Origin of the sequence: Blastomonas sp. CCH1-A6, from assembly GCF_001556365.1 — a bacterium.
GTDB classification, from domain to species: Bacteria; Pseudomonadota; Alphaproteobacteria; order Sphingomonadales; family Sphingomonadaceae; genus Blastomonas; species Blastomonas ursincola.
Genome location: NZ_LSIS01000446.1, coordinates 1 through 24683 on the forward strand (window position 1 = coordinate 1; position 24683 = coordinate 24683).

Annotated in this window: 27 protein-coding genes and 2 tRNA genes; 15 read left to right on the forward strand and 14 right to left on the reverse strand. The window is 64.9% G+C overall.

What is annotated here, in order from left to right:
* The first annotated feature begins 120 nt into the window (after positions 1-120).
* Genes AX735_RS20075 through AX735_RS20085 form a run of 3 tightly spaced genes read left to right on the forward strand, consistent with a single transcriptional unit; the run spans position 121 to position 2704 of the window.
* Positions 121-1755 carry an arylsulfatase gene (locus AX735_RS20075; RefSeq protein ID WP_066284033.1) on the forward strand — a complete coding sequence of 545 codons (1635 nt, stop codon included), beginning with the start codon at positions 121-123 and terminating at the stop codon, positions 1753-1755.
* A 31-nt stretch (positions 1756-1786) separates the two neighbouring features.
* Positions 1787-1999: a DUF2292 domain-containing protein gene (locus tag AX735_RS20080; protein WP_066284036.1), complete on the forward strand. Its 213-nt coding sequence runs from the start codon at positions 1787-1789 to the stop codon at positions 1997-1999.
* Positions 2000-2002: 3 nt separating this feature from the next.
* Positions 2003-2704, forward strand: a complete 702-nt coding sequence (locus tag AX735_RS20085) for a glutamine amidotransferase (protein WP_066284044.1) — start codon at positions 2003-2005, stop codon at positions 2702-2704.
* Between the two features lie 25 nt (positions 2705-2729).
* Here AX735_RS20085 and AX735_RS24665 read toward each other — a convergent pair whose 3' ends face one another.
* From AX735_RS24665 to chrA, 3 genes are all read right to left on the reverse strand, one after another.
* Entirely contained in the window at positions 2730-2897 is a 168-nt protein-coding gene (locus AX735_RS24665; protein WP_082751223.1) for a YezD family protein, read from the reverse strand.
* 415 nt (positions 2898-3312) lie between these two features.
* Positions 3313-4026: a superoxide dismutase gene (locus AX735_RS20090; RefSeq protein WP_066284045.1), complete on the reverse strand. Its 714-nt coding sequence runs from the start codon at positions 4024-4026 to the stop codon at positions 3313-3315.
* Positions 4027-4042: 16 nt separating this feature from the next.
* Positions 4043-5341, reverse strand: coding sequence for a chromate efflux transporter (gene chrA / locus AX735_RS20095; RefSeq protein ID WP_066284052.1), 1299 nt, complete (start codon positions 5339-5341; stop codon positions 4043-4045).
* A 310-nt stretch (positions 5342-5651) separates the two neighbouring features.
* Between chrA and AX735_RS20100 the strand changes: the two genes are divergently transcribed.
* The 4 genes from AX735_RS20100 to AX735_RS20110 are packed head-to-tail and all read left to right on the forward strand — an operon-like array spanning position 5652 to position 7079.
* Positions 5652-5966, forward strand: coding sequence for a hypothetical protein (locus AX735_RS20100; RefSeq protein ID WP_231750192.1), 315 nt, complete (start codon positions 5652-5654; stop codon positions 5964-5966).
* Entirely contained in the window at positions 5963-6469 is a 507-nt protein-coding gene (locus AX735_RS20105; RefSeq protein WP_137775815.1) for an SAM-dependent methyltransferase, read from the forward strand. The genes AX735_RS20100 and AX735_RS20105 overlap by 4 nt, the downstream gene beginning before the upstream one ends.
* Positions 6466-6759 (forward strand): hypothetical protein, encoded by a 294-nt coding sequence (locus AX735_RS25365; protein WP_137775816.1) that lies wholly within the window; start codon positions 6466-6468, stop codon positions 6757-6759. The genes AX735_RS20105 and AX735_RS25365 overlap by 4 nt, the downstream gene beginning before the upstream one ends.
* Positions 6756-7079, forward strand: a complete 324-nt coding sequence (locus tag AX735_RS20110) for a YnfA family protein (RefSeq protein WP_066284058.1) — start codon at positions 6756-6758, stop codon at positions 7077-7079. The genes AX735_RS25365 and AX735_RS20110 overlap by 4 nt, the downstream gene beginning before the upstream one ends.
* A 6-nt stretch (positions 7080-7085) precedes the next feature.
* On the opposite strand, the gene AX735_RS20115 is transcribed toward AX735_RS20110, so the two are convergent.
* Positions 7086-7478: a MerR family transcriptional regulator gene (locus AX735_RS20115; RefSeq protein WP_066284060.1), complete on the reverse strand. Its 393-nt coding sequence runs from the start codon at positions 7476-7478 to the stop codon at positions 7086-7088.
* A 67-nt stretch (positions 7479-7545) separates the two neighbouring features.
* Between AX735_RS20115 and AX735_RS20120 the strand changes: the two genes are divergently transcribed.
* The 3 genes from AX735_RS20120 to AX735_RS20130 are packed head-to-tail and all read left to right on the forward strand — an operon-like array spanning position 7546 to position 10539.
* Positions 7546-8166 carry a cation transporter gene (locus AX735_RS20120; protein ID WP_066284102.1) on the forward strand — a complete coding sequence of 207 codons (621 nt, stop codon included), beginning with the start codon at positions 7546-7548 and terminating at the stop codon, positions 8164-8166.
* Complete coding sequence (locus AX735_RS20125) at positions 8159-8512, forward strand: DUF3703 domain-containing protein (protein WP_066284062.1); 354 nt, start codon at positions 8159-8161, stop codon at positions 8510-8512. Before AX735_RS20120 ends, AX735_RS20125 begins: the two co-directional genes overlap by 8 nt.
* Positions 8513-8571: 59 nt before the next feature.
* Positions 8572-10539 (forward strand): TonB-dependent receptor domain-containing protein, encoded by a 1968-nt coding sequence (locus AX735_RS20130; protein ID WP_231750193.1) that lies wholly within the window; start codon positions 8572-8574, stop codon positions 10537-10539.
* A gap of 362 nt (positions 10540-10901) precedes the next feature.
* Here the strand turns inward: AX735_RS20130 and AX735_RS20135 are convergent.
* From AX735_RS20135 to AX735_RS20150, 4 genes are all read right to left on the reverse strand, one after another.
* Positions 10902-10978: transfer RNA gene (locus AX735_RS20135), tRNA-Pro, on the reverse strand.
* Between the two features lie 47 nt (positions 10979-11025).
* A tRNA-Ile gene (locus AX735_RS20140) sits at positions 11026-11102 on the reverse strand.
* A 98-nt stretch (positions 11103-11200) separates the two neighbouring features.
* Positions 11201-12190 carry a polysaccharide deacetylase family protein gene (locus AX735_RS20145; RefSeq protein WP_066284064.1) on the reverse strand — a complete coding sequence of 330 codons (990 nt, stop codon included), beginning with the start codon at positions 12188-12190 and terminating at the stop codon, positions 11201-11203.
* A gap of 76 nt (positions 12191-12266) precedes the next feature.
* The gene (locus tag AX735_RS20150; RefSeq protein WP_066284065.1) at positions 12267-14147 is read right to left on the reverse strand and encodes a sensor histidine kinase; all 1881 of its coding nucleotides are present in this window, start codon (positions 14145-14147) and stop codon (positions 12267-12269) included.
* Positions 14148-14444: 297 nt separating this feature from the next.
* Here AX735_RS20150 and AX735_RS20155 point away from each other — a divergent pair, with 297 nt between their 5' ends.
* Complete coding sequence (locus tag AX735_RS20155) at positions 14445-14912, forward strand: Lrp/AsnC family transcriptional regulator (protein WP_060979048.1); 468 nt, start codon at positions 14445-14447, stop codon at positions 14910-14912.
* A gap of 77 nt (positions 14913-14989) precedes the next feature.
* On the opposite strand, the gene AX735_RS20160 is transcribed toward AX735_RS20155, so the two are convergent.
* Positions 14990-16330 carry a hypothetical protein gene (locus AX735_RS20160; protein ID WP_137775818.1) on the reverse strand — a complete coding sequence of 447 codons (1341 nt, stop codon included), beginning with the start codon at positions 16328-16330 and terminating at the stop codon, positions 14990-14992.
* Between the two features lie 232 nt (positions 16331-16562).
* On the opposite strand from AX735_RS20160, the gene AX735_RS20165 reads away from it, so the two are divergent.
* The 3 genes from AX735_RS20165 (at position 16563) to gyrA (ending at position 20841) form a co-directional block, all read left to right on the forward strand.
* Positions 16563-17321: a YaaA family protein gene (locus AX735_RS20165; RefSeq protein WP_066284105.1), complete on the forward strand. Its 759-nt coding sequence runs from the start codon at positions 16563-16565 to the stop codon at positions 17319-17321.
* Positions 17318-18013, forward strand: coding sequence for an SDR family NAD(P)-dependent oxidoreductase (locus tag AX735_RS20170; protein WP_066284067.1), 696 nt, complete (start codon positions 17318-17320; stop codon positions 18011-18013). Before AX735_RS20165 ends, AX735_RS20170 begins: the two co-directional genes overlap by 4 nt.
* A 140-nt stretch (positions 18014-18153) precedes the next feature.
* Positions 18154-20841, forward strand: coding sequence for a DNA gyrase subunit A (gene gyrA / locus AX735_RS20175; RefSeq protein ID WP_066284068.1), 2688 nt, complete (start codon positions 18154-18156; stop codon positions 20839-20841).
* A gap of 3 nt (positions 20842-20844) precedes the next feature.
* Here gyrA and AX735_RS20180 read toward each other — a convergent pair whose 3' ends face one another.
* Genes AX735_RS20180 through AX735_RS20190 form a run of 3 tightly spaced genes read right to left on the reverse strand, consistent with a single transcriptional unit; the run spans position 20845 to position 22166 of the window.
* Positions 20845-21234, reverse strand: a complete 390-nt coding sequence (locus AX735_RS20180; RefSeq protein WP_066284074.1) for a type II toxin-antitoxin system death-on-curing family toxin — start codon at positions 21232-21234, stop codon at positions 20845-20847.
* 1 nt (position 21235) lies between these two features.
* On the reverse strand, positions 21236-21463 hold the full coding sequence (locus AX735_RS20185) for an AbrB/MazE/SpoVT family DNA-binding domain-containing protein (protein ID WP_066284078.1): 228 nt from the start codon (positions 21461-21463) through the stop codon (positions 21236-21238).
* Between the two features lie 31 nt (positions 21464-21494).
* Positions 21495-22166: a lysoplasmalogenase gene (locus tag AX735_RS20190; RefSeq protein WP_066284081.1), complete on the reverse strand. Its 672-nt coding sequence runs from the start codon at positions 22164-22166 to the stop codon at positions 21495-21497.
* A gap of 96 nt (positions 22167-22262) precedes the next feature.
* Here AX735_RS20190 and trmFO point away from each other — a divergent pair, with 96 nt between their 5' ends.
* Entirely contained in the window at positions 22263-23633 is a 1371-nt protein-coding gene (gene trmFO / locus AX735_RS20195; protein ID WP_066284084.1) for a methylenetetrahydrofolate--tRNA-(uracil(54)-C(5))-methyltransferase (FADH(2)-oxidizing) TrmFO, read from the forward strand.
* Here trmFO and AX735_RS20200 read toward each other — a convergent pair whose 3' ends face one another.
* Together AX735_RS20200 and AX735_RS26105 are read right to left on the reverse strand one after the other, a co-directional pair.
* Positions 23634-24083 carry a hypothetical protein gene (locus AX735_RS20200; RefSeq protein WP_066284086.1) on the reverse strand — a complete coding sequence of 150 codons (450 nt, stop codon included), beginning with the start codon at positions 24081-24083 and terminating at the stop codon, positions 23634-23636. It abuts the gene before it with no gap.
* Between the two features lie 25 nt (positions 24084-24108).
* Positions 24109-24683 (reverse strand): hypothetical protein (locus AX735_RS26105; protein ID WP_066284093.1); only part of this gene is annotated, 575 nt, incomplete at its 5' end.

Here is a 24683-nt window from a genome sequence, read left to right on the forward strand (position 1 = left end):
GAAAGAGCGCGCGGTCGAGCTCGAACCGGCGGAGTAACCCTCTCTCGGAACCTGGCGGCCCGTGCTCCCCCCATTCGCACGGGCCGCCTTTTTTGTTTCATGCCTACCAAGAGATCCGTGATGACCATCAAGCGCGCCCTGTTCAGCCTGCTCGCCGCGATCGGGCTTTCCGCCCCTGCCGCTGCGCAAGAGGCGCGGCGGCCCAATTTCCTGATCATCATCGCCGACGATCTGGGGTTCTCGGACATCGGCGCGTTTGGCGGCGAGATTGCGACACCCAATCTCGATGCGCTCGCCTATCGCGGCCTCAGGCTCACTGGCTTCCACGTCGCGCCGACCTGTTCGCCGACCCGGTCGATGCTGCTGTCGGGCACCGACAATCACCTCGCAGGGCTCGGCACGATGGCCGAGCTGGTCGCGCCGAACCAGAAAGGGAAGCCGGGGCATGAGGGCTATCTGCGCCGCGATGTCGCCACCTTGGCCGAGATCCTCGCGAGCGGAGGTTATCGCACGCTGTTTTCGGGCAAATGGCATCTGGGCCTCACCGCCGAGCAGGACCCGCATGCGCGCGGCTTCCAGTCGAGCTTCGCGCTGCTCCAGGGCGGGCATAACCATTTCGGCCTCGGCGCATCGGACCGCAACGGCCCCACCACCTATACGCGCAACGGCGAGGTGGTGACTGCGCTGCCCAGGGACTTCTATTCCTCCGACTATTTCGCCGCGCAGATCATCGACGAGATCGGCCCGCAAAGGACCGGCCAGCCCTTCTTCGCCTATCTCGCCTTCACAGCGCCCCACTGGCCGCTCCAGGCCCCGCCCGAGGACATCGCGCGCTATCGCGGGCGCTATGATGCCGGCTACGAGGCGCTGCGCAAGCAGCGGCTGAAGCGCCAGATCGCGCTCGGTCTGCTCGATCCCAAGACGCCGGTGCACACGCTCGACAAGCGCACCCCGCGGTGGTCGTCGCTGAGCAAGGCGGAAAGGGCAGCGGCCGCGCGCGACATGGAAATCTATGCGGCAATGGTCGATCGCATGGACCGCAATATCGGGCTGGTGATCGAGCATCTGCGCCGCATCGGAGAGCTCGAAAATACCGTCATCCTGTTCATGGCCGACAATGGCGCGGAAGGCATCGACTTCGCCCGCAGCGAACTGCCCTCGGTCAAGCAGCGGCTGGCCAGTGCCGACAACAGCTTCGCGAGCCGAGGCACGGCGGCGTCTTATATCGCTTACGGCCCCGGCTGGGCACAGGCCGCAACCGCACCGTCCTGGCTCTACAAGGCATACACTACCGAGGGCGGAACCCGCGCGACGGCGGTGCTGCATTATCCCGGCATCGCGCGCCAGGGATCGGTCGCGAGCGCCTATCTCAACGTGATGGACGTGGTGCCGACCTTTCTCGATCTGGCCGGCGTGCAGCACCCATCGTCCGCCGGCGCGAAGCCGAACCTCCAGCCAGTGCGCGGACGAAGCTGGAGCCAGTGGCTGCGCAGCAGGTCGGAGCGCGTCTGGCCCGCCGAAAAGGCGATCGGCACCGAACTGTTCGGATCGCGCGCGGTGCGGCGTGGCGACTGGAAGCTGGTCGATACCGGCGACGGCAAATGGCGGCTGTTCAACATCGCGGCAGATCCCGGCGAGACGCGCGACCTTGCCGGGCGGCAGCCGGACGTCCGTGAAGCGCTGGTCGCGGAATGGGATGTCTATGCCCGCGATGTCGGCGTCGTGCTCCCCGACCAGGCAACCTACCGCCCCTGACCAGCCTCATCCGACGAAATAAGGACCCGCAATGCCAGACGAGACCAAGCTATCGCAGGAGGCGAGAGCTGAAAGACAGGCTCGCTTCGACCAAACTATTCCTGCGATTGCCGAAGCGGTGCTGGGCGTCGAATATGGCACCGTGACGCTGAGCGTGCGCGGCGGCCAGATCTTCATGCTGGAGGTCACGCGCCGCCAGCGGTTCGACCACGAGGACCGGGACGATAGCTCCCGTCAGGACTGACCCATGACCAAGACCGCGCTTCTCGTCCGCCATGTGCCTTATGAAGGCATAGCCGGATTCCGCCAGCCTATCGAGGACATGGGTTATGTGATCGACCGCGTGGACGTGACCGATCCCGGCTTTGCCGATCTCGACTTTCTCTCACCCGATCTCGTCGTGCTGATGGGCGGCCCGATGGGGGTTTATGACCGCGAGGAGCATCCCTGGATAGAGCACGAGCTTGAGCGTCTGTCGGCGCGGCTGGCCAGGGATCGCCCCACGCTCGGCATCTGCCTGGGTGCGCAGATGATGGCAGCAGCGATGGGATCGGACGTCTATCCCGGAGGCACCAAGGAGATCGGCTTCACGCGGATCGATCTCACCCCGCCGGGCGCCGACAGTCCACTGGTCCATCTTGGCGACACGCCGGTCCTGCAATGGCATGGCGACACGTTCGACCTGCCGCCGGGCACCGAATGGCTGGCCAGCACCGACCTCTATCCGCACCAGGCGTTCCGGCGCGGTCCCGGCCTGCTGGCGCTCCAGTTCCATGCAGAGATGGGCATAGACTCGCGCGTGCACCACTGGATCGACGAAGCCGGCGACAGTCTCGCCGCACAGAATATCTGCGCGCGCAAGCTTGCGAGCGATTACGCAGCTTTGGGGCCGTCTGCGGTGGCTGCGGGACAGGCCATGGTATCCGACTGGCTGCAAGCGTTCCACTGAGCGCAGGACGCGCTCACATCGCCGTTCAGGAGAACCGGTGCTTTTCGGTAACGTCCATCTGCACCAGCCGCCCCTCATGGACGGTGAGCACCACGGTGCCATAACGCAGTTTCGCGATGGCCTGCTCGATCGCCGACAAGGGGATCGGCGGCTGCGCCTTGTCGTCTGCATCAGGGGGATTTGAGGCAGACATTACACACTCCACGGGAGGATAGTGTGGACGCCTTGCATGCAACTGCGCCCACACCTTGGATATATTGTCTACCAAACTGATTGGCAAGAGGCGGTTTCGGTTTTTGATGCTCCACGCTTCAGCGACGTTGCATCACAAGTTGTAGCTTTTGAGACCCCTTCGATAACGCCGAGACTGCGGCTTTAAAGATACCCAATAGCTCTTTGAACCTGTCGCGGTTGCATCGGGTATCTTTTGAGGCGCAGACAAGGGCCATCATGCCCCGCATCCCACATTAACGAGCCATCTCAGGCGGTCAGGGCGTTGAGGCACAGCGGCCGGCGCATGGCGGCCAGCTCGACGAAGAATTAGTGGATGCGGACCTTGGAAGTGCCGCGCCTTCTGCGAGCCATCCACCAGGCCGCGCCACGCCCTGTCAGCCTGGCCCTGCGACACGGCGATAGCGGCGGTCTATCTCCTGCCAGTCCAGATTGGCCATGAAGGCATCAATGTATTTCGCCGCCGCCGCGCCGTAATCCATGTGATAGGCATGTTCATACATGTCGAGCGCGATCAGCGGCACGCTGGCGACCGGCTGGTGCATATGGTCCCAAGCCCAGTAATTGTGCAGGCTGGCCGAGTGGGTGTTCCAGGCCAGCACGCACCAGCCCGATCCGCCGGCCAGCGACAAAGCCGTGCGCCGGAACTCTGCGTCCCACGCGGCGAACGAGCCGAATGCGGCTGCGATCGCCTTCTGCATGTCGCCCGCAGCCGCACCATCACCGCCGAGCGCACCGAAATACAGCTCGTGCAGGATGACCGACCCGGTGCGATGCAGTTCCTCGCGCTTGAGGCCGCCATAGACGATCGGGGGCAGGTCCTTGTCCGCCATGGCCGCGGACAGCCGCTGCTCGATCATGTTCAGCGTCCGCACCGAACCGATATAGTTGTTCTCGTAATGCGATCGGATGAGCTTTTCCGACAAGCCGGGCAGTTTGGCGGGATCAAACCCCAGAGGCACCGGCTTGTGCTGGCCGGCAAAGGCCGGGGCGATGCCCGCGGTCTGGGCCGATGCGGGTGTCGCAATCGCCGCAGCGGCGAGGCCAAGTCCCATCATGCCGATGGCGTCGCGTCGATCGATTTCGGTCATGGCTTATGCGTCCTTGTCAGAGACTGCCGAGAGCCAGGCCGGCCACGGCAAGAATGGCGAGCATGCGGAAGATGCTCCACTTGAGCGCGAACAGGATGATCGCGGCCATCACGGCGAGCAAGCCTGCCCGCCAGTCGAAGCTGGCCCAGTTGGGCAGGTTCAGTTGCATCAGGCCGATCTGCGCCATTGTCACGCGCGCGAACAGCACATGCAGCGCGAACCAGACCGACAGGTTGGCGATGACACCGACAACGGCAGCGGTCAGCGCGGCCAGGCCCCCCTTCAGCCGTGTCGCATGCTGCAAGCGTTCGATCCACGGTGCGAAGGTGAAAATCCACAGGAAGCAGGGGGCGAACGTCACCCAGGTGGTCAATGCCGCTCCCACCATGCCTGCGACCAGCGGCGAAAAGGGTTCGGGCGACCGGAAGGCTGCGAGGAACCCGACATGCTGCGTCACCAGGATCAGCGGTCCAGGTGTCGTCTCGGCCAGGCCCAGGCCATCGGCCATCTCGCCGGCCTGCAACCAGCCATAGGTCTGGACCGCCTCCTGTGCCATATAGGCCAGCACCGCATAGGCACCGCCAAAGGTGACGATCGCCAGTTGCGAGAAGAACAGGCCGACATCCCAGAGCACATGGTCCTGACCGAGCGCGACCAGCACGAGCGCCATCGGCGCTGCCCAGATGGCGAGCCATAGCAGCATCGTGCGCCCCATCGCCGCCAGCGAAGGACGCGGCGCGCTGTCGTGGCCGGATGCAGGCTTCAGCGCCAGCAGGTCGGGCCGGTAGTTGGCCACAACCATGCCGATCAGGCCAGCGCCCAGCACCACCAGCGGGAAGGGCAGGTTGAACAGGAACAGCGCCAGAAAGGCGGCAATCGCGAGACCCTGCTTGAACCGGGTGTTGAGTGCCCGGCTGCCGATGCGGATCAGCGCCTGCACCACAATTGCCAGCACGGCTGCCTTGATGCCGAGGAACAGCGCGGCAAACCAGTCGAGATCAGCGGCCAGAGCATAGAGCGAGGACAGCGCCAGCATGACCAGCGCGCCGGGAATGATGAAAAGCAGGCCCGCGGCTAGGCCGCCCTTGAGCCCATGCAGCCGCCAGCCGATCCATGTCGCCAGCTGCTGCGCCTCCGGGCCGGGCAGCAGGTGGCAGAAATTCAGGGCGTGAAGATACTGCTCTTCATCCACCCACTGGTGCTTCTCGACGATTTCGCCGTGCATAAGAGCGATCTGCCCGGCAGGGCCGCCGAAGCTCAGGCAGCCGATGCGCGCGAAGACGCGGACAAGTTCGCGAAAATCCGGGGTGTTCATTCTATCGTTCACTGCCAATAACGCCCTCTCGTTGCTGCCCCGCATCGCCGGGCAGGCCAGAGGCAACGCTTGGGCCGGAACGGCCTGATCGGGAGGTTGCTTTGACCCCGATACGTTTCTGCTCCCACAATCGCATGGCGACGTCAAGCCGCATGGACCCCGATGGCACGCTTGCGGCCATCCCCTTTTTACGCGCTTTTCACGAATCCAGGCGGGAAATGCCATCGAGGCTTCACGCCGATCGGCCCATTATTCCTCTGCCGTCGATCGCCGCCCGACATAGCCGAGCCAGGCGATGGCGATGGCCTGCATGAGGAATATTGGAATGTTTGCCGCTTGCGAAGCTCATATCGAAACCGAGCCCGAGACGATCTTTGTCGGGCAGGACAGGGCTGGCCACTGGCTGGTCCAGGCGAGTGGGGGGTGGATGGAAGGCAGGTTCATCTCGCTGGCTGCCGCGATGCGCTTCGCGCGCAGCGAACGGGGCACGCTGCCCGCTTCCTGCATCAGGCTGAAGGATACGCCGATGGAGGCATCGGTGTCTTTTGCCCCGGTCCAGCCTTGGGAGAGAGCTGTCCCCAAGGCGGCAAAGCCGGACGCCCCGCGCGTCGGGAGTCCGGCATGACCAACCTTGCGGAGCACATGGTGCAGCCGGTGCGCAGGTCACGCGGCATCAGGACGAAACGGACACCAGGACCACGACCCGAGCATTGCAGCGATCGGCGCTGGCCCGCAGTCGTCGCGGCGCTCAACGTCCTGCGTGCCGAAAACCGCCGCTCCGTGCGCATCGTCGATACCGACTGCGCGAATGGCACGTTGCTTCTCTGTGCCGTTCGCCAGGCCAGTGCGCTGGGGTTCACGGCGATCGAAGCACGCGGAGTCGATGCGGCTTCCGCGCTGGTTGCCGATGCCCAGGCCATGGCGGCGCAGATCTGCGATCCCGCCATCGGCATCTGCTTCCAGGCGACCGATCTTGCCGACGCGCTGGAGGAAGAAGCGGCCTTCCCAGCCGACATCCTGCTCGCGCGTTCGTGTGCCCGGTCCGACCCAAGGGTCGCTGACCTGATCGGTGCCGCTGCACGCTTGGTGATCGAGGATGCCGATGCGCCGATTGAGATTGCCGCATGACCCGCCGCGACAGACTATGGCGGGGTATCGGCGCGGCGTTCTTCGGGCTTGCCTGTGCAATCAGGATCGTGCCCGGCTTGAGCGACCCAGACCCTCTCGGGTTGTTCGGCTTTGCACTCGCGATGACCGGCCTCGTGCTGATGGTCCAGGGAAGACGTGTTCCGGCGACCTGGAAGATTCTGCGCAGCAGGCATCATGCCCTGCCCGAAGCGATCGTCGCGCGGCGGCGGGGGATTCGAGCATCGCGATTGCGAAGCCGAAGTCCATGTGCAACTCATCGCGGCGCATGACCTATCCGATCTATATCGCGGCCGCACTCGCCGAAATTGCGGGCTGCTACGCCTTTTGGGCATGGCATCGCCTCGATCGATCGGTGCTCTGGCTCTTGCCCGGTCTCCTTGCTCTGTGCCTGTTCGCATCGCTGCTGGCCCAAGTGGAGGTCGAGCATGCCGGACGGGCGTATGCGGCCTATGGCGGTATCTACATCGGCTCCGCCATGGCGTGGATATGGCTCGTCGAAGGTTCGGCTCCAGACCGTTGGGATGTGTCCGGCGTGGCGATATGCATGCTGGGTGCCGCCATCATCCTGTGGGCGCCGAGAGCGCTCTGACTTGGCCTATCGTCGGCCGCCGAGGCTCTCCACCACGCGGCATTCCGCGATGCTCTCGCCCTCGCATTGACGCAGCATGGCGGCCAGCTCCTCGCGCAGGCGACTGAGGTCGGCAATCTTGCGCTCCACTTCGACAAGCTGCGCCTGAACGATCAGATCGACATCCCCACAAGGCTTGTCGGCGTGATCGGACAGAGCCAGCAGCTGGCGCACCTGCGTCATGCCGAACCCGAGCTCGCGGGCGCGGCGGACAAATGTGAGCGTGGCCAGGTGCGAAGGCGAATAGTCGCGATAATTGCCATCGGTGCGGTCCGCTTGGGGCAATATGCCCTCCCGCTCGTAATAGCGGATCGTTTCCGCCGTAGTCCCGGTGGCTCGCGCCAGTTCGCCGATACGCATTGCTTGACCCTGTAGTGGCTACAGGGTGCATATGCCTCTGCGACTCGGGCATGACAAGGAAAGTCGCATGAGCAAATCCTGCTGCGAACCACATTCGCATGATCCCACTTTCGCCGACGATCCGCGCTGGCGCCGCGTGCTGTGGCTGGCACTGGCAGCCAATGGCGCGATGTTCTTCATCGAGATCATCGCGGGGCTAGGCGCGGATTCGCGCGCGCTTCAGGCCGATGCGCTGGATTTTCTGGGGGATGCCGCCAATTACGCCATCAGCCTGGGGGTGGCAGGCATGACATTGGCATGGCGCGCGCGTGCCGCGCTGGCAAAGGCCGCCAGCATGGTCGCCTTCGGCCTGTGGGTCCTCGGCAATGCCATCTATGCCGTGGTCGCAGGAGCGGCTCCTGATCCGCAGACCATGGGGTTGACCGGCGCTCTGGCGCTGGCCGTCAATCTTGCGGTGGCGCTGTTGCTGTATCGGTTCCGCGATGGCGATGCCAACCGGCGCTCGGTCTGGATATGCTCGCGCAACGATGCGATCGGCAATATTGCCGTGCTGGTCGCTGCCATGGGCGTTTTCGGCACCGGCAAAGCCTGGCCCGATCTCGTGGTTGCAGCGCTCATGGCCAGCCTGGCCATATGGGGGAGCATCGAAATCCTGGCGCAGGCGCGCAGCGAGCTGCGTCATGCCTGATCGTGCGAAGCTTGCATGGGCGGATTTTCTGGCGGCTGAGCATGATGCGGCAAGACAGGCGTTTCTGGCGGACGACATCGCCATGGCGTGGCATCATCTGGAGCGTGCCCATATCATCGCGCAGATGAGGCTCGTCCCCCATCTCGTTTCGCACTGGGCGATGCTCAGGCTCGCCCTGCATCAGCGCGACGCTCGTGAGGTAATGGGGCAGTTGCTCAGGCTTTTCCTCGCGCCGATCGGCAATCTCACGGGCCATCTGCCCCTCGGGAATACGGGGCGCAGCACCGTCAGCGCCTTTGCACCGATGGACATTCCGCGCGATCTGCAACAGGCGATGAATGAATGAGGTCGATGGTCCTCACACCATGGCGCAGCAGGAAAGTCAGCGCTGCAATGCATCCCGGCTTGTCCGCGACAGGTTTCATCCTGCTGGCCTGTGCGCAGGCGTTCGGCTCGTCCGTGCAGGCGCAACCAGCACCCGTTGAGGCCAAGACCGCTGAGGCAGAGGCGGAAGAGGAGAGCATCATTGTGCAGGGCACCCGCCTCGGTCGCCGCTTGCAGGACGAACCGCTGCGGGTCGAGGTGATTGCCGGGGAAGAGATCGAGGAAAAGGCACTGATGCGGCCCGGCAGTATCGCAATGCTGGTCAACGAAATCAGCGGTGTGAGAGCGCAGGTGACGTCCCCGGCGCTTGGCGGCGCGAATGTGCGCATGGAGGGACTGGAAGGACGCTATACCCAGATACTGGCCGACAATCTGCCGCTTTATGGCGGGCAGGCCGCCTCGCTTGGCTTGTTGCAGGTGCCACCGACCGACCTGGCGCAGGTCGAAGTCATCAAGGGCTCGGTGTCGGCGCTCTACGGTGCATCAGCGCTGGGCGGGGTCATCAACCTCATTTCCAGACGCCCTGGCGATGCGCCGGAGGCAAACATACTGGCCAACGCAACTACGCGCGGCGGCCAGGACCTTACCGCCTATCTGGCCGGACCGGCAAGCGGCCAGATCGGCGTTTCATTGACCGCTGGCGCGCACCGCCAGACCGGGCAGGATCTCGACGATGACGGCTGGCGCGACATCGCAGGCTTTGATCGGCTGACTTTGCGGCCGCGTCTCCAGTGGACCGGGGATGACGGGGCATCGCTGTATCTCACTCTCGGCGCGATAACGGAGCAGCGCACCGGCGGAACCGCGCCCGGCCGCACGGCACCAGACGGTCTTGGGTTCGTGCAGGCTCAGGATACCGATCGGCGGGATGCGGGTCTGGTGTTTGCAATGCCTCTTGCAGGCGTGGGCACATTCGGTTTGCGCGCCTCGGCGGTGCGCCAGAACCATCGCCACCAGTTTGGCGCAGTGCGGGAAGATGACAAGCACACCAGCCTTTTTGCGGAAGCGTCCATCGCGGGCGAAAACGGATCGACCGGATGGGTCATGGGCGCCGCCTTCCAGTCGGATCGCTTCGTATCGCAGACCTTCGGCGCGCTCGATTATGCTTATGATGCGCCGGGCCTCTTCGTGCAGGTCGAGCAGCGAGCCAGCGCGGACCTGACCCTTGCAGCCAGCGGCCGTGTGGATTTCCACAACCGCTTCGGCACCCGGTTCAGTCCGCGTGTGTCGGCTCTCTACCGGCCGGGCGGCTGGACCGTGCGCGCCTCTCTCGGTCATGGGTATTTCGCGCCAACCCCGTTCGTTGACGAGATTGATGCCGCGGGGCTTTCGCGTCTGGAACCGTTGCGCAGCCTCAAGGCCGAAACAGCTATCACCGGCTCGCTCGACATCGGTTATGCCACCGGCCCGTGGGAAGCCAATCTCACGCTTTTCGGATCGGACATTGACGATGCCACCCGGATCGAGGCCATTGCGGCAGACCGGGTGCGGCTCGTCAATGTCGATGGCGCTACGCGGCTGCGTGGAACCGAGGCGCTGGTGAGATTCCGTCACGGGGGCTTTACGGTTACGGCCAACCATGTGTTCATCGATTCAAGCGAGCCCGATCCTGCGGCGAGGCGTCGCCGGGCCATTCCGCTGACCCCGCGGCATACCGCCGGTCTGGTCGCGATGTGGGAGGAACATGGCAAGGGACGCATTGGCATTGAAGCCTATTATACAGGTCGCCAACTGCTGGACGAGAACCCCTACAGGACGCGCTCACGCCCCTATCTTCACCTGGGGCTTCTTGGCGAGATCGCGCTCGGTCGCATCAGCCTTTTTGCAAATGCGGAGAATCTGCTGAACGTGCGTCAGACCCGTTATGATCCATTGCTGCTCCCGCGCCGCGCCGCCAGCGGACAATGGACTGTCGATGCCTGGGCCCCGCTCGAAGGTTTCATCCTCAACGCTGGTGTCCGGCTGCGCTTCGGGGCTGAAAAGGAATAGCGCGGGATGCAGCATGGGCCTCATGCACCTCTGTGCCCAATGCAAGGCTGCTGCCTCTCAATGCACCAAAATCATGAAATCGCTTGTTTTTATCTCGGTCGAGAAGCCAGCAGCGATCCGAAAACCGATGCCAGGCTCGTTGATGATCAGCTTGGGGTGTGTCTCACCGTCCAGAGAGCGCGCCGAACCGCACGCTCTTCTCTCGGAACGAGACTGCCATCACCGCACGTGGAACGTCGTAGCTTAGCCGATACAGTGTAGCACCCCGCGTCGTGAGTGCGTCCGCGGAGTGTATATTTTTGTGTATATTCCCCGCCAGCACCTCACAACTAAGGCGTTGAAAAATAAAGATTTCATGAAAATGGTCGGGGAGACAGGATTCGAACCTGCGACCCTCTGCTCCCAAAGCAGATGCGCTACCAGGCTGCGCTACTCCCCGATCCGGCCAGCTCTGGTCGGCTCCTGGCGGTGTCTTTCCGGACGGACTGGTGGGCCCGGAGGGACTCGAACCCCCGACCTAGCCGTTATGAGCGGCCAGCTCTAACCAACTGAGCTACAGGCCCGTCCCGGCTGTGCCAGAGGCGCGGTTAGCCCAGCGCGGGCCTGCATGGCAAGCGCGAAAAGCCTCGGCATGGGTTTTAGCGCACCACGCGCAACGGCATCATCTCAGGATATGGGCGTCGATATCCGCAATGCTGGTCGGCTTCACCCCACGCTGCGCGAGATAGGACAGCACGTGATGCCACCAGTCGTAAAAGGCGGTGACATCCTCGTCCTTGCGGACATAGGGCGTATAGCCCGGCTTGAGCGAAGGCGAGTGGAACGAGAAATTGAGCACCGGCAGCCCATCGTCGAGCGCAATGTCGATGCCGCGGACCACCTCCTCGATCGAGATTCCCTCGGGCGTCAGCGATATCCGCTCGAGCAGCCGCCCGCGCGCCATCAGCGATTTCGTCACGCCTGCCATCTGGGCCAGCGGGAACAGCGTTCCCTGACGGCGCAACAGGCCCCAATAGACCGAGGTTACCGGCAGTTCGACAATGCCCAGCTTCCGGTCAAGCCAATAGGGCTCGAGCGGATATTGCGAGAAATCAGGTCCTTCCGCCTTGCTGTAATCGAAATTGGCGCGCACCGAGGTGTCGTAGAGCACCCCCGCCTCGCGCAGCAGGTTGAGCGTTTCGCCGCCAATGCCATAGCGACCGGCGCGATAGGCGATCGGCTGCCTGCCGGTCACCTCGGCAATCGCATCGCGCAACTTGAAGAACTTGGCGCGCTCGAGCTCCTTGGGCAGGTTGCCGGCATAGGTGTTGCGCTGGTTGACCTCTTCCTCGAACGGCGGATTGACCCAGGGGTGCAGCTGGATGCCGACCTCGGCGCGTCCCTCGCGCACCAGAGCGCCATAGATCTCGCGCCCGCGCGGGTCCGAAATCACCGGCCAATCGACGAGATACAAGGGCGTTACGCCATAATCCTCGCACAGTTTCTGGAAATCGGTGATCGCCTCGACCGCTTCGAGCGAATAGCCCTCGCGCTCGATCGGTCGGGTCCAGTCAAACTCTTCCTCAACATCGACCGTCACCAGATAACGCTGGCCGAATTCGGGCGAAAAGCGAACAAAATCATCCTTGCCCGGCAATCTTGCAAAGGTCATGCGCTCATGTCTCGCAGCGTCGCAAATGATCGGCCTGGCCCCTCCCCGGTCGCCACTCCGTGCGCGTTCCTCCCGCCTAGGATCGCGCGGCTTCTGCGCTAATCCCCGCCTCGGGCAAGGTCAAGCGCAGAGCTTCGTCCTCGATCGCGAGCGCGCCGCCATGGCTGGCGAGCAGGTTGCGCACCAGCCTGAGGCAGAAGCCCAGGCCGAGCAGCGGACCGCCGTCGCGCGGCCCGGCATCGGTGCGGTCGACATCGAACAGCGCCGCTTCATCGAGCCCGGCGAGCGTCTTCGGGCGGCTGAACAGGATGTCGACGGTCGGGCTGTGATCGGCGAACTGCACGTGCAGCGTCTCGCCCGCCTCGCAGCTGCCGATCAGCGCACCGGCTAGGCGCGGAACGATACGGTCGAGCGCCTGGGCCGACATGGCAATCACCGAAGCCTGCGGAACCGGGCCCAGAACCAGCGATGCCCCCGCATAATCGAGCAGCGGCTGTACCCGCGCCGACAGGCGTTCGGCGAGCTCGCTCAGCGCGACATGGCCATCGGGATCGTCGATCGCGTTGCGGTCCAGCCTGAGCGCCGTATCGAGATCGTCAAAGCCGTTCAGCAATTGCCGCGCGTCCTGGCGGATGCGCTGCGCCATCTGGCGATATTCGCTGAGCACGGGACCGAACAGCTGCTGCTCGATAATCTCGGAAAAGCCCATGATCGCATTGAGCGGCGTGCGCAGTTCATGCACGATCTGGCGCAGGCCATCGCGCCCGGTCAGCCCGGCTGCGGCCGCATCGGGGCCCGCACTTTCCCAGGGCATCGGGCGCCGCAGCGTTCCGCTATAGCCGGTGAAGCGGCCGGTGGCGCGGTCGAAGCACGGATCGGCATCGACGCGCCATTCGCCCGCCAGCGACGCGGCACTGCCCAGATCGGCGCGCCCCCCGCGGATCGGCATGCGACGACTGAACGCCGTCGCAACCGAGGCATCGACGCCGCGAAAGCCGCTCAGCGCCGGCTGAGCGAGCGAAAGCCCATGCACCATGCCAAGCAGCATGCCGCGCGTGCTGCTGATGCTGCCGTCGATACCGGTGGCGAACTGGAAATGCTGATGCCCCTCGGGCAGGGCGCTGGCCGTCTCGACCGGTTCGGCGGCAGTGCTCTCGGGCGTGCCGAGCGTCTGTTCGAGCTGCTGCCAGCCATCGCGGCTGGGCGCCTCCTGCTCCATTGCCTGACGGATGCGCACTTCCTGCAGCGCCTCGATCCGCTTGACGATTTCGCCGATGCTCTGCGGACTGGCGGCGACCGGTGCGGGCTCGGGTTCAGGTTCGACCACCGGTTCGGGATCAGCCTCGACCAGCGGCATCGCGGCAGGCTCGGACGCGGCGACCAGCTCGGGCGCGGCCTCGGGTTCGAGGATCGCTTCGGCGTCGACCGGTAGCGGCACGGCAGGTTCGGCTTCGGAGGCCTGGGCCACCGGCTCGTGCTCGGTGGGTGCCGCCGTATCGGCCGGCACCTGAACCTCTGCGGCGGGAAGCGCGGTATCGTAGAGCCCCAGCTGGTCGAGCAGGGCCTGGGTGCGCGGGCCGATATCGCGGCGATGGCGGAGGAAGCCGCGCGCGCGGGTGGGGAGCGCGGGGACGAGCGTCGCCCAGCTTGCGTCGTCCAGCCGTGCGGCGCGGATCGCCGCGCTGGCGATTTCGGGACGCTCCGATGCGAGATACTGAACCAGCACCGGCGACACCAGCCGCCCGGACAGGCACTGCACGGTCAGCAGCCGATCGGCATCGCTCACACTGGTGCGAAGTTCGTGGATCCGGGCCAGCGCAGGCGCATGCCGCGCGTCAAGATCATTGCCGCAGATCTGCCCGAGCAGGTCCACCAGCTGCCGATATTGCGCCACTGCCGCTCCGCCAGTGGGGACGCTACCGGCCAGGACGGTGGAAAGGCGGTCGTCGTAGCGCATCGGCTTGGGGCAAGGTCCTTGGAACAGCACGATTTATTGGATCGGGCGGGCGTGTTCGTTACACGCAGCCGACCGGCCAGGACAAGGGATAGCTCTGTCGGCTCACCTGCGAAAGGGCGCTTTTTATCGCGTCGCAATGTGGGACAATTGCGTTACCGAATAATTATATTATAGGTAGCTGGCGTGATGTTGCGGATTATTTCTGCCGCACGCCGAAATACCGCAGCTTGCACGCGGCCGACGATGGCAACCCACCGTCGGCACCGGCGGTTGCCTAGCAAAGCCAGGGGAAAAATCGTGTCAAGTCTGGACCATATCGACCGGCAGCTGCTGACCCGGCTCCAGGATGAGGGGCGGATTACCAATGTCGAGCTCGCGAGCCGTGTCGGGCTGACCGCGCCACCCTGTCTGCGCCGCGTGCGGGCGCTGGAGGAAGCCGGCATCATTCGCGGCTATCATGCCGATATCGACCCGCAGAAGCTGGGCTTTGCGATCACCGTGTTCGCGATGGTCAGCCTGAAGAGCCAGGCCGAAAGCGATCTCAAGGCGTTCGAGGAGCATGTCAGCACCCTGCCCCAGGTGCGCGAATGCCATATGCTCAACGGCGAGATCGACTTCATCCTGAAGATCGTGGCGCGCGACCTGCAGGAATTCCAGGCGTTCCTGACATCGAAGCTCACACCGGCGGCCAATGTCGCGAGCGTCAAGACATCGCTGACCATCCGCACCAGCAAGCAGCAGCCGGGCGTCCCGCTCGAGGAATGATCGCCTTTGCCGGACGCGAAAAAGGCAGGTCGGGCGGATTGCCTGACCTGCCTTTTTGCTGATCGGCTTGCGCGTGATCAGGCTGCGGGAGCGGTCGCGCCAGCGCCTGCCTTCTGGTCGATGTACAGCGTCCACAGCTTGGCGAGCGGGGCGCGCACGCCCGTAACGCCAGCCAGCGTCTGACGCGCGGGTTCGTACTTGCCCTGTGCCACCTGCGCGATCGCCTGGACCATCAGCGCGCGTTCCTTGTCAGTTGCGCCCTTGGTGACGGCGATGCCCGCCAGCTCTTCGGCCTCGGCATATTGCTTGTTCGCAAGCAGCGCGTCTGCGGTCGCCAGCGTGACGGTGGCGGTCGCCTTGCCACGCGAATCGCGCACGGACTCGGGCAGCGTCGCGACATATTCGCCGCGCGCGCCGCTGGCGGTAGCCAGCGCGTCCTTGAAATAGGCATTGCCGTCGGTGATGATGCCTGCTGCCTTGCCTTCCTCGATCAGCGCGATGACTTCGGTCGGACGACGCGCAGCGCCGGCGGCCTCGATATATTCCTGATAATCGCTGGCGCTGGTCATGCCGCCCGCCATGCGCAGCAGGCGCATCGCGTCGAGATTCTGCTCGCTGGTGAAGTTGCGGTTATCGGCCTGCACGGCCTGCACCACCTCGTGCCACGCACCCTTGCCCGCGTCAGCGCGGAGCAGCAGGTTGGCAAAGACGCTGCTGTCGGTCTTGGTCGCCCGCGCGATCTGGAAGCCGCGCTTGGCCCAGCTTGCCGAATATTGCTTGGTACCGGCAAGGTCCGCTTCCACGGCGCGCTGCAGATACGGCAGGCCTGCGGCAGCGATCGGCGCGTTGGTCGCATCGATGCTGCGGCCGCCCGACTTGGCGATCGCCTCGCCGAAATGCGCTTCGGCCAGCTGGAACAGGTTCACCGGACCATTCTGGCCTGCCTCGACCGCAGCCGTCAGATACTGGCGGGCGCGGGCGAAATCGTTCTTCAGCAGCGCCTTTTCGCCGATGAAGCTGTTGAAGGTCTTCTTTTCGGCGTCGGTCGACTTGCCGCTCGCCAGCGCCTGTTCGATGCCCTTCATCTGCATCGCCTCGTCATTCTTCTTGAGGCCGATCTGCAGCGTCAGCTTGCCGGTAAGATATTTCTCGTCGGCGCTCGCAGCGACCGCGGCGGCTTCGTTCAGCTTGGCTTCTGCCGTGACGAAATCGCTGGCACCAAAGGCGGTCTGGGCGGCCGAGAACGCGTTGCGGAACTCTGCGCTCAGCTCCATTTGCGGCGCTTCATCCTTGCCCTTCTTGCCCTTCTTCTCGGTGCGCTGGGCAAAGGCTCCATCGACCGGCAGCGCCAGCGAAACCGCGGTGGTTCCGGCCAGAGCCAGCATCAGGGCCATGTTGAAACGGGAAATGCGACGCATGTTATCCTCCGAACTAAAACACGGCAAAGCCTGAGCTGCCGATCACCTGTCAGCCTTTGGCGGCTGGTTGATGAAGCCGTCCTTAATGGCTCTGGCAGGAACGGACAACGACCTTTGCGGTTCCGGTCCAAAAAGCCGATGGCGGCGGTGGCAAGCGGGCGAAAGCACCGCTCGTTCGAGTTCGTTCGATGGCCTTTGCATCGGTTCGTCGCTCGTCTATGCGCTGGCCATCATGATCATCCTGCTTTCCCCCGCCAAATCGCTGGATTTCGATTCGCCCGCCCCTGCCATCAGCCCGAGCGAGCCACGCTTCGAGCCGGAGACCGAACGGCTGGTGAAATCCGCCGCGCGGCTGAGCAAGGCGAAGATGAAGCAGATCATGCCGGTGTCCGATGCGCTGATCGATCTCAACTATGCGCGCTATCGCGGCTTTTTCGATCAGCCCGAACGGCCGGCCGCCTTCGCGTTCAACGGCGATGTCTATACCGGGCTGGAGGCCAAGACGCTCGACGAGCCCGCGCTCGACTTTGCCCAGACCTATGTGCGCATCCTTTCGGGCCTGTATGGCCTGCTGCGACCGTTTGACAGCATCCGCCCCTATCGCCTTGAAATGGGGACGCGCTGGGCACCGCGCCACAGCTCGCTCGTCGCCTTCTGGGGCGACCGGATTGCCGCCGCGATCGCCGAGGACCTGAGCGCGAGCGGCGGCGACACCGTGATCAACCTTGCCAGCCAGGAATATTTCGCCGCCGCCGACAAGGGGCTGGCCAAGCGCGGCATCCGCGTCATCACCGCCGATTTCCGCCAGCAGGGGCCCAAGGGGCCGCGTTTCGTCAGCTTCGATGCCAAGCGCGCACGCGGCATGGCGGCGCGTTTCCTGTGCGAGAACCGGCATGCCGAGCCGGAGGCGCTCAAGGGTTTCGACAGCGACGGCTATCGCTTCGATGCCGAGGCGAGCGACAACGACATTTGGCGCTTCGTGCGCGCATGAGCCGCACCACGGTCGTCATCGGCGCTTCGGGCGGCATCGGCGCGGCCTTCGTCCGGCAGGCTGGGGTGCGCGGCGACACCGTGATCGCGCTCGCCCGCAGCCTTTCCGGCGAGGACCATATCGATCTCGAGGACGAGGCCAGCATCGCTGCGGCGGCAGCGCGGCTTGCTGACCGGGGCCTTGCCCCAGACCGGGTGATCGTCGCCACGGGCCTGCTCCACGCAGACGGACGCGGTCCGGAAAAGAGCATGAAGGACCTCGACGCCGCCTGGATGGCGCGCAATTTTGCGGTCAACACCATCGGCCCCGCGCTCGCCGCCAAGCATTTCATCCCCCTGATGCCGCGCAAGGCCCCTGCCCTGTTCGCCGCGATCGGCGCGCGCGTCGGCAGCATCTCGGACAACCGGCTGGGCGGCTGGTACGGCTATCGCGCGGCCAAGGCGGCGCTGCACATGACGATCCGCAACATCGCGATCGAATGGGGCCGTCGCAACGACCAGTCGATCGCGGTCGCCCTGCACCCTGGAACGGTCGACACCGCCTTGAGCAAGCCCTTCCAGGGCAACGTCGCAGAGGGCAAGCTGTTCGATGCGGACCGGAGTGCGGGCATGATGCTGGACGTGCTCGACCGGCTTTCTCCGGCCGATTCGGGCGGTATCTTCGCCTTTGACGGCAGCGCCATCCAGCCCTGACTTTGGCGCGTTGCCAAGCGCCTGTTTTTCCTGTTGAAAAATACCCGTAAAACGCCCGCAAAAGCTGGCTTTTCCGCACTCTGTCGCCTAGAGCCGATCATGACGCGAAAGCGTCACAAAAGGCATAAAAGGCGCATGGAATGAACGATACCACCGCAACCGCGGAACCCAATGAAATCGAACGCATCGACATCGTCGACGAGATGCGGTCGAGCTATCTCGACTATGCCATGTCGGTCATCGTCAGCCGCGCCCTGCCCGATGTCCGCGACGGCCTGAAGCCCGTCCACCGCCGCATTCTCTTCGCCAGCCAGGAAGGCGGCTTCGTCGCTGGTCGGCCCTATCGCAAGTCCGCCAAGATCGTCGGTGACGTGATGGGTAATTATCACCCGCACGGCGACAGCGCGATCTACGATGCACTGGCGCGCATGACGCAAGACTGGTCGATGCGCGTGCCGCTGATCGACGGCCAGGGCAATTTCGGATCGATGGATCCCGATCCGCCAGCCTCGATGCGTTACACCGAGGCGCGCCTCGCCAAGGTTGCCAACAGCCTGCTCGACGATCTCGACAAGGACACGGTCGACTTCACGCCCAACTATGACGGTTCACGCGACGAGCCGCAGGTGCTGCCCGCGCGCTTCCCCAACCTGCTGGTCAACGGCGCCGGCGGCATCGCGGTCGGCATGGCGACCAACATCCCGCCGCACAACCTCGGCGAAGTGATCGACGCGTGCCTCGCGTGGATCGACAATCCGATGATCGAGCTGGAAGATCTGATGAAGATCGTCCCCGGCCCCGATTTCCCCACTGCACCGCTGATCCTGGGCCAGGCGGGCGTGCGCAACGCCTATTCGACCGGCCGTGGGTCGATCATCATGCGCGCGCGCCACAAGATCGAGGAAGGCCGAGGCGACCGCCGCTCGATCGTGCTCACCTCGATCCCGTTCCAGCTCGGCAAGAACAGCCTGGTCGAAAAGCTCGCCGAAGCCGCCAAGGACAAGCGCATCGAGGGCGTCAGCGACATTCGCGATGAATCGAACCGCGAAGGCGTGCGCGTCGTCATCGACCTCAAGCGCGACGCAACGCCCGAAGTCGTGCTCAACCAGATATGGCGGCATAGCCCGGCCCAGTCGAGCTTCCCGGCGAACATGCTGGCGATCCGCGGCGGTCGCCCCGAGGTGCTGCCGCTCAAGGAGATCATCGAGGCGTTCGTCCGCTTCCGCGAGCAGGTCATCACCCGCCGCACCAAGTTCGAGCTCGCCAAGGCGCGCGACCGCGCGCATATCCTGCTTGGCCTGGTCGTTGCGGTGACGAACATGGACGAGGTGGTGCGGATCATCCGCTCGTCCGCCTCGCCCGCAGAAGCGCGCGCAGCGCTGATCGCGCGGCAATGGCCGATCGAGGAGATCGCCCCCTATATCCGTCTGGTCGAGGCGATCGAGGCCGAGATCGAGGGCGATACCTACACGCTCAGCGACATCCAGGTGCGCGCGATCCTCGACCTGCGCCTGCACCGCCTGACCGCGCTGGGCCGCGACGAGATCGGCAACGAACTGAAGGCGCTGGCCGCGAGCATCGAGGAATATCTGGCCATCCTGGGTGACCGCGCCAAGCTGTACCAGGTGCTGCGCGACGAGCTGATCGCGGTGAAGAGCGAGTTCGCCACGCCGCGCCTGTCCGAGATCGCGCCAGCGGCCGACGGCATCGACGACGAGGACCTGATCGAACGCGAGGAGATGGTCGTCACCGTCACCCTGCAGGGCTATATCAAGCGCACGCCGCTCGATGCCTTCCGCGCGCAGGCGCGGGGTGGCAAGGGCCGCTCGGGCATGGCGACCAAGGACGAGGATGCCGTCACCAGCATGTTCGTCACCTCGACGCACACGCCGGTGCTGTTCTTCTCCACGCACGGCAAGGTCTATCGCCAGAAGGTGTGGCGCCTGCCCGAGGGCGGTCCGGCGACACGCGGACGGCCGATGGTCAACCTGCTGCCGCTGGCGCAGGGCGAGACCATCCAGACCGTGCTGCCGCTGCCCGAGGATGAGAATACCTGGGCCGATCTGCACGTGATGTTCGCCACCGCCAACGGCACCGTGCGCCGCAACTCGATGGATGCGTTCACCAACATCCCCTCGAACGGCAAGATCGCTATGCGCTTTGACGAAGGGTCGGACGACCGGCTGATCGGCGTCGCGCTGCTCACCGAGGGCGACGACGTGCTGCTCGCCACGCGCCAGGGCAAGGCGATCCGCTTTGCCGCGACCGATGTGCGCGAGTTCCAGAGCCGCACCTCGACCGGGGTGCGCGGCATGAGCTTGCGCGAAGGCGACGAGGTGATCTCGCTGTCGATCCTGGGCGGCTTCGATGCCACGACCGAGGAGCGCGACGAATATCTGCGCGCCGCGCCCTGGAAGGGCAACGAGGCACAGCCGACGCTCTCGCCCGAACGGATGCAGCAGTTCGCCGAGGCGGAGCAGTTCATCCTCACCGTCTGCGCCAATGGCTATGGCAAGCTGTCCTCGGCCTATGAATATCGCCGCACGGGTCGCGGCGGCCAGGGCATCACGAATATCGACAATATCGAGCGCAACGGCCCGGTGCTGGCGAGCTTCCCGGCGCACCAGTCGGACCAGCTGATGCTCGTGACCGATCAGGCCAAGCTCATCCGCCTCAGCCTCTCGACCATGCGCGTGATCGGCCGCAATTCGGCCGGCGTCCGCCTGTTCAACGTCGCCGACAACGAACACGTGGTCAGCGCGGCGCGCATCGCGGAAGAGGATAATGGCGACGTGGCGGAAGAAACAGCCGAGCCTGCGGGCGAGTAAGCCTCAGCCTCGCTCCACGATATGATCGCGGAACCAGCGGGCGACCTCTTCTTCGGAGAGGTCGCCTGCGGCGAGCGCCATTGTCATGACGACAAGCTCGGCTTCGGTGATCTCGAACGCGACATCGTTGAGCAGCAGAAAGGTCAGCGCAACCACGGCCGCGCTGCGCTTGTTGCCATCGGCAAAAGGATGGTTTCGCGCCAGGCCAAAGGCATAGGCTGCCGCCAGATCAGCGGCATCCGGCTCCCCATAAGCGGCTAGATTGAGCGGACGCGCCAGTGCGCTCTCGACCAGTGCGGGATCGCGAATGCCGCTCAAGCCGCCATGTTCGGCGATCTGCTCGTCGTGCAGGGCCAGGACGACATCCTGCCGCACCCAGATCCAGTCAGCCACCTCACTTGGCCAGTTCGCGCAGCGCGTTACGATAGCGCGCCATCACATCGCGCGCCGCCGACATCTGCTTGTCGAAATCCGGATCGACGGATTTGAGGGCGATGCCATCGGCCTGCTTGACCACCGACACCTCATCGCCTTGCTCGACATTGAGATGCGCCAGCACATCCTTGGGCAGGATGATGCCGGTGGAATTGCCGATCTTGATGAGCTTGAGGGGCTTGTTCATACGGATGTTATAACACGCGCACCCCCGCGCTTCAACCGGCGACCCTCGGGTCCTTGTGGCGCAGGCTCTGGATCACCCCGGTGCAGATCAGGAACTGGCCGAAATAGTAGAGCGGCCAGATCATCCAGTCGGGAATGGCCGAGCCTTCGAGCGGCCCCAGCCGCGCGAAGATCAGCAGGTCCGACACCACGAACATCAGTGCGCCGGTGCCGACGCGATAGCGAGGGAAATCGCTGGTCCAGGCCATGGCCGCCATGACCGCGAGGAACAGGCTGTAGAACGCAATGCCCGCTGCGCCGCTGCGGTCCATGGGCAGCGCCCAGGCGATCAGCACCACGCCCGGCACCAGCAGCAGCGCGAACAGCCGCTGGCTGAAGGTGACGCGTGCCCGGCGGTGGCGTGCATAAAGCCAGATTGCGACACAATGGCCGAGCAGGAAGGCGACCGCGCCATAGATCATGTCGATCTCGATCGCCATGTCGCCAATCGCGCCCAGCGTCATGACCGCGCCGATCAGCTGCCCGTCGCGCGAATGGTGCCGGGCAAAGGCGAATACCGCCAGGAAGCCGACGCCCAGCCCTTTCCACAGCATCAGGTACAGGCCCGGGATCGGCGCATCGCTCACGAAATAATAGCTGATCGCCGCCACGAGGCTCAGCAGCAGCCAGGGCCGCGATTCCGCCAGTGCGCGTTTGACGACCATGTATCTTCCCCCGTTTGCATCCGTCCTCCTGATGGCACCGAACACCGATAAAGCGCAAGCTGGGCAAATCGCCACACACGCGCTATCTGCACGCGCATGAGCAACAGCAACGATTTCCAGCACCAGATTCACATCATCGGCGGCGGCCTGGCCGGCTCCGAAGCGGCATGGCAGCTCGCGCAGGCGGGCGTGAAGGTGCGCCTGTCCGAAATGCGCGGAAGCGGCGACATGACGCCCGCGCACCAGACCGATGGCCTGGCCGAACTCGTCTGTTCGAACAGCTTCCGTTCGGACGATGCCGATCGCAATGCCGTCGGCCTGCTGCACCAGGAGATGCGCACGCTGGACTCGCTGATCATGGCGGCGGCGGACAAGGCCAAGGTGCCGGCCGGTTCAGCGCTGGCAGTCGATCGCGACATATTCTCCGATATCGTCACCAAGGCCTTGAGCGAGCACCCCAACATCCGCATCGTGCGCGAGCGGATCGACACGCTTCCGCACGAAGGCCCGACGATCATCGCCACCGGCCCGCTGACCGCCATGTCGCTCGCCCAGTCGATCGGCGCGGCGACCGGCGAGGACGCTCTGGCGTTCTTCGATGCCATCGCCCCGATCGTCCACCGCGACAGCATTGACATGGACATCTGCTGGATGGCGAGCCGCTGGGACAAGGTCGGCCCCGAAGGCGATGGCAAGGACTATATCAACTGCCCGATGGACAAGGACCAGTATCTCGCCTTCCATCGCGGGCTGATCGAGGGCGAGAAGACCGAGTTCAAGGAGTGGGAGAAGGATACGCCCTATTTCGAGGGCTGCATGCCGATCGAGGTGATGGCCGCGCGCGGGGTGGATACCCTGCGCTTCGGCCCGATGAAACCGGTCGGACTCGACAATCCACGCACCGGGCGCTGGCCCTATGCGGTGGTGCAGCTGCGCCAGGACAACAAGCTGGGCACGCTGTGGAACATGGTCGGCTTCCAGACCAAGCTGAAGCACGGGGCGCAGGTCGAGCTTTTCCGCACCATTCCGGGGCTGGAAAAGGCCGAATTCGCGCGGCTGGGCGGGCTGCACCGCAATACGTTCATCAACTCGCCGCGCCTGCTCGATGGCCAGCTGCGGCTGCGCAAGGCCCCGCATATCCGCTTTGCCGGACAGATTACCGGCTGCGAGGGCTATGTCGAAAGCGCCAGCGTCGGGCTGATGGCGGGCCGCTTTGCCGCGGCCGAACTGCAGGGACGCTCGCTCGAGACGCCACCGGTCACCACCGCGCTGGGCGCGCTGCTCGGCCACATCACCGGCGGCGCGGAAGCGAGCGACTTCCAGCCGATGAACGTCAATTTCGGCCTGTTCCCGCCGCCCGAGGACAAGGTGCACAAGAAGCAGCGCAAGGAAGCCTATACCTCGCGCGCGCGCGCCGACTTGCAAGGCTGGCTGGCAGGTACCGGCGAGGTCGTCGCCGCCGAATAGTCAGCATTTGCAGCGCTGTAGCGGGCGCTTGGGCCGGGTTGTCGCGAACTCCTCCGGCGACAGGCGACCGTTGCGGTCGCCATCGGCCTTGGTGAAGCGATCCGATGTCGCCACCGCCCATTCCTCGAAGGTCAGCAGGTTGTTGCCGTCCCTGTCGAGCGCCTTGAACGCCTTGGTGCGGCTGGCGAGCAGTTCCTCGCGGGTGATGATCCGATCGCCATTGCGGTCGAACCGGGCAAAGCGGCGTTCCTCGCGAGTCATCTCGGTCGCTTGCGGCGGCTCCGGACCGCGCAGCTGGCCCGGATCGGCCATCGGCAGGCCGGTGTCCTGAGGCTCGGGCGGAGGGGCCACGATCTCGGCCAGCTCGTCATCCTGCTGCTGTGCGCGAATGAGGAAGAAGCCGCCGACCAGCAAGGCGATTGCCGCCAATCCGCCGAACAGGATCCGCATCGCCCTTCCCCCTCTCGTCAGGCGGTCACCGCCCCGTCACCCCGTGCCAGACGAGCCGTGCGAACAGGCCGGGACCGGCCCAGGGACGATCCAGCCGACCTCTGGCGATGTCAAGCCACACCGCACGGTTGATGATCGACAAGGGCCGCAGCCGGGCCGGAAGCGCGATACGCTTCAGCGCCTGCGCATCGACCGCCGCGAAGGCGCTATCGAGCGCAGACGTGCGCCGATGAAAGCGCACCATGTCCCACAGCGCCCAGGCCTGGCCGATGCGCTGCAGATCGGCGGCATCACCCCCCTGCCCCGCAAAGGCCGCGAACAGCTGCCCGCGGCCCGCCGCGAAATCGGCGACCGCCTCGCTCTCCTCGCATTCTAGCGCCGCTTCCCAGCCCCGGATCACCGGCCCCAGCGCATCGGTCAGCGCCAGCCCATCGGCTTCGATCGGTGCCAGGGCAGCGAGCACCGGATTGGCCGAAGGACGCGACGCCGCCGGCTTGGCCAGCACATCGTGCCACCATTGCAGGCGGATCTGCGCCAGCATCGGCTCGCGCGCCTGCAGCACGATGCCCGCCATTTGCGCGTCGAAGGCAAACAGCGCCC

Excerpts from the sequence above, each read along its gene's own strand:
- AX735_RS20075 (WP_066284033.1), top strand. The coding sequence starts at position 121 with ATGACCATCAAGCGCGCCCTGTTCAGCCTGCTCGCCGCGATCGGGCTT.
- AX735_RS20080 (WP_066284036.1), top strand. The coding sequence starts at position 1,787 with ATGCCAGACGAGACCAAGCTATCGCAGGAGGCGAGAGCTGAAAGACAG.
- AX735_RS20085 (WP_066284044.1), top strand. The coding sequence starts at position 2,003 with ATGACCAAGACCGCGCTTCTCGTCCGCCATGTGCCTTATGAAGGCATA.
- AX735_RS24665 (WP_082751223.1), bottom strand. The coding sequence starts at position 2,897 with ATGTCTGCCTCAAATCCCCCTGATGCAGACGACAAGGCGCAGCCGCCG.
- AX735_RS20090 (WP_066284045.1), bottom strand. The coding sequence starts at position 4,026 with ATGACCGAAATCGATCGACGCGACGCCATCGGCATGATGGGACTTGGC.
- chrA (WP_066284052.1), bottom strand. The coding sequence starts at position 5,341 with ATGAACACCCCGGATTTTCGCGAACTTGTCCGCGTCTTCGCGCGCATC.
- AX735_RS20100 (WP_231750192.1), top strand. The coding sequence starts at position 5,652 with ATGAGGAATATTGGAATGTTTGCCGCTTGCGAAGCTCATATCGAAACC.
- AX735_RS20105 (WP_137775815.1), top strand. The coding sequence starts at position 5,963 with ATGACCAACCTTGCGGAGCACATGGTGCAGCCGGTGCGCAGGTCACGC.
- AX735_RS25365 (WP_137775816.1), top strand. The coding sequence starts at position 6,466 with ATGACCCGCCGCGACAGACTATGGCGGGGTATCGGCGCGGCGTTCTTC.
- AX735_RS20110 (WP_066284058.1), top strand. The coding sequence starts at position 6,756 with ATGACCTATCCGATCTATATCGCGGCCGCACTCGCCGAAATTGCGGGC.
- AX735_RS20115 (WP_066284060.1), bottom strand. The coding sequence starts at position 7,478 with ATGCGTATCGGCGAACTGGCGCGAGCCACCGGGACTACGGCGGAAACG.
- AX735_RS20120 (WP_066284102.1), top strand. The coding sequence starts at position 7,546 with ATGAGCAAATCCTGCTGCGAACCACATTCGCATGATCCCACTTTCGCC.
- AX735_RS20125 (WP_066284062.1), top strand. The coding sequence starts at position 8,159 with ATGCCTGATCGTGCGAAGCTTGCATGGGCGGATTTTCTGGCGGCTGAG.
- AX735_RS20145 (WP_066284064.1), bottom strand. The coding sequence starts at position 12,190 with ATGACCTTTGCAAGATTGCCGGGCAAGGATGATTTTGTTCGCTTTTCG.
- AX735_RS20150 (WP_066284065.1), bottom strand. The coding sequence starts at position 14,147 with ATGCGCTACGACGACCGCCTTTCCACCGTCCTGGCCGGTAGCGTCCCC.
- AX735_RS20160 (WP_137775818.1), bottom strand. The coding sequence starts at position 16,330 with ATGCGTCGCATTTCCCGTTTCAACATGGCCCTGATGCTGGCTCTGGCC.
- AX735_RS20165 (WP_066284105.1), top strand. The coding sequence starts at position 16,563 with ATGATCATCCTGCTTTCCCCCGCCAAATCGCTGGATTTCGATTCGCCC.
- AX735_RS20170 (WP_066284067.1), top strand. The coding sequence starts at position 17,318 with ATGAGCCGCACCACGGTCGTCATCGGCGCTTCGGGCGGCATCGGCGCG.
- gyrA (WP_066284068.1), top strand. The coding sequence starts at position 18,154 with ATGAACGATACCACCGCAACCGCGGAACCCAATGAAATCGAACGCATC.
- AX735_RS20185 (WP_066284078.1), bottom strand. The coding sequence starts at position 21,463 with ATGAACAAGCCCCTCAAGCTCATCAAGATCGGCAATTCCACCGGCATC.
- AX735_RS20190 (WP_066284081.1), bottom strand. The coding sequence starts at position 22,166 with ATGGTCGTCAAACGCGCACTGGCGGAATCGCGGCCCTGGCTGCTGCTG.
- trmFO (WP_066284084.1), top strand. The coding sequence starts at position 22,263 with ATGAGCAACAGCAACGATTTCCAGCACCAGATTCACATCATCGGCGGC.
- AX735_RS20200 (WP_066284086.1), bottom strand. The coding sequence starts at position 24,083 with ATGCGGATCCTGTTCGGCGGATTGGCGGCAATCGCCTTGCTGGTCGGC.